Origin of the sequence: Rhodopirellula sp. UBA1907, from assembly GCF_002337565.1 — a bacterium.
In the GTDB taxonomy this organism is placed as follows: Bacteria; Planctomycetota; Planctomycetia; order Pirellulales; family Pirellulaceae; genus Rhodopirellula; species Rhodopirellula europaea.
Genome location: NZ_DDGH01000029.1, coordinates 44,466 through 46,352, shown reverse-complemented (window position 1 = coordinate 46,352; position 1,887 = coordinate 44,466). Strand labels below are relative to the sequence as shown.

Here is a 1,887-nt window from a genome sequence, read left to right as displayed (position 1 = left end):
GGTCTTTACGGTTTTACAACCACTACTTCATCACACAGTTGCTTCGGCGGGCTAAGTCAACGTTGCAGATGAGAGAAGAACTTGGCAGCCTATTGGACGGTCGGGCTCCAAAGACACTTCGCGAATTTGATCGTCGGATCACTGCTCCGATGGCGGGATTTCCTGATGAGCGAACCTACTACGCGGAGTCTTCGGCTCATTCGGTCGTGGAGCAAATCGATGTTCCCGCATTGATTGTTACCGCGGCCGATGACCCATTGGTTCCAGTTGATTCGTTCGTTGCGTTACGCGACCGAATGCATGAATCAACTCGCGTCTTGACCATGCCCACGGGAGGTCACCACGGGTACACCCAGTCCGACGGCACGGCATGGACAGACGAGTTGGTTGCAAAACTGTACGACTCGGCGTGGTAGCATTGATCGTTCACCCCTTGATCTGATGTCTCAATCTGGCGAGTGAATGAGTCGTGCTGAACAAGTCCAACAACGCGTTTGCTCTTGGTCGCAGTTGGTGGGTCGTGCCTTTGGTTGTGATGACGGCACAGTTACTGCTGTATCTTGTGCTGGAAGCGACAACCGGTTTCGATGGCGATTCCGCGGCCGATTGGTGGCTGTTCATTTCGCTGTTTGTGATGTTGCCAACAATGGCCGCCATTTTGCTCTCGCCTGGAGCTAGATGGCCTCATTGGTGCGTTGCGAGCGTTTGTATCTGTTGGGGTGTCGTGATCTTTGGTTTCCAGTCGGGATTCGAGATTGGGATGGTCATTCCAGCGATGGTTGTTTGTGCCATTCAGGCTGCGAATTTTCGTTGGTCTGCCACACCTCCGTGGCGGATTCGTCCATCGAAATCTCGCAAGCCCAGCGTCTCGATCCGGTGGCTGTTGATTTTTACCGCCATCGTCGCGGCATTGATCACATTGATTCGCGTCTCGGGGCTCAATCGTGAGCTTGTTTCCATCGCGATTTACACGACCCCCGCTGGCGTCCCCGCGTTGATCGCTAATTACCTCGTGATGATGAAATCACGATGGAAGAGGCTGGGTATATTGTCTGGCGTCTTTCTTGCCGGTGCATTCCTACACAGTCAGTCGCAGGCGGGGTGGACGCTGGCAGATGACGTTTGGCGTCAGCTCGTCGGCCAGCATCATTCGAACCGGTTTGCTTCTCAGATCCTGTTCGTTGCTCCCAGCGCGTCCCTGGTAACGGTCACGTTGATGCAGCTCGCCTTGAAGCGGTTTAGCAAAGGCAGGCAACGGAAGTGGCCTTCAAAACAGCCAGCCAACGCGACGCCGTCGGGATAAACGTCGGCGTTTCTTTTGGGCGTCCCGCACGGCCGACTGAGCGTTTGCTCGCTTAGTTGATGCCTTCGAAGGCGGCTTTGAGCAGATCGATTTGTTCCAATTTGTGAGCCGCCATTGAACCGGTGCTGGGGCTGGCCGATTCCGCACGAGTTGCTTTGGTGAACCGGAAACGTTTGTTGAGTTCGTCGCCGATCTTAAGTTTCAAGTACGGCCACGCGCCCATGTTCTCGGGCTCTTCTTGGACCCAACGAATCTCCGATCCTTCGGCGAGACCTTCAAACGCGGCAAAGATTTCATCGGGCGACAGCGGATAGAGCTGTTCCAGACGCATGATCGGAACGTCTTCGATGTTTCGATCTGTGCGTTCTTGCAGCAGGTCGTAGTAGACCTTTCCGGTGCATAGAACTAAACGTTTGGCACCTTCGAGTGGAACTTTGCGATCCGGCAGGATCTTTCGGAAGCTGCCTTCCGCAACGACATCCAATGGGCTGGTGACTTCCGCGTGCCGTAGCAAACTTTTTGGCGTCAGCACGATCAAAGGCTTGCGCCATTTGCGGATGACCTGTCGGCGAAGCAGGTGGAAG

Annotated in this window: 2 protein-coding genes and 1 pseudogene; 2 read left to right on the top strand and 1 reads right to left on the bottom strand. The window is 54.7% G+C overall.

Annotation, left to right across the window (positions count from 1 at the left end):
• The coding region (locus B2R17_RS06160) for an alpha/beta hydrolase (protein WP_286763283.1) at window positions 1–416 on the top strand (416 nt) is incomplete at its 5' end.
• A gap of 53 nt (window positions 417–469) precedes the next feature.
• Entirely contained in the window at window positions 470–1,303 is an 834-nt protein-coding gene (locus B2R17_RS06155; RefSeq protein ID WP_286763282.1) for a hypothetical protein, read from the top strand.
• Window positions 1,304–1,355: 52 nt separating this feature from the next.
• On the opposite strand, the pseudogene B2R17_RS06150 reads toward B2R17_RS06155, so the two are convergent.
• Window positions 1,356–1,887 (bottom strand): annotated as a pseudogene (locus B2R17_RS06150) (2-oxoglutarate dehydrogenase E1 component); the annotation flags it as partial.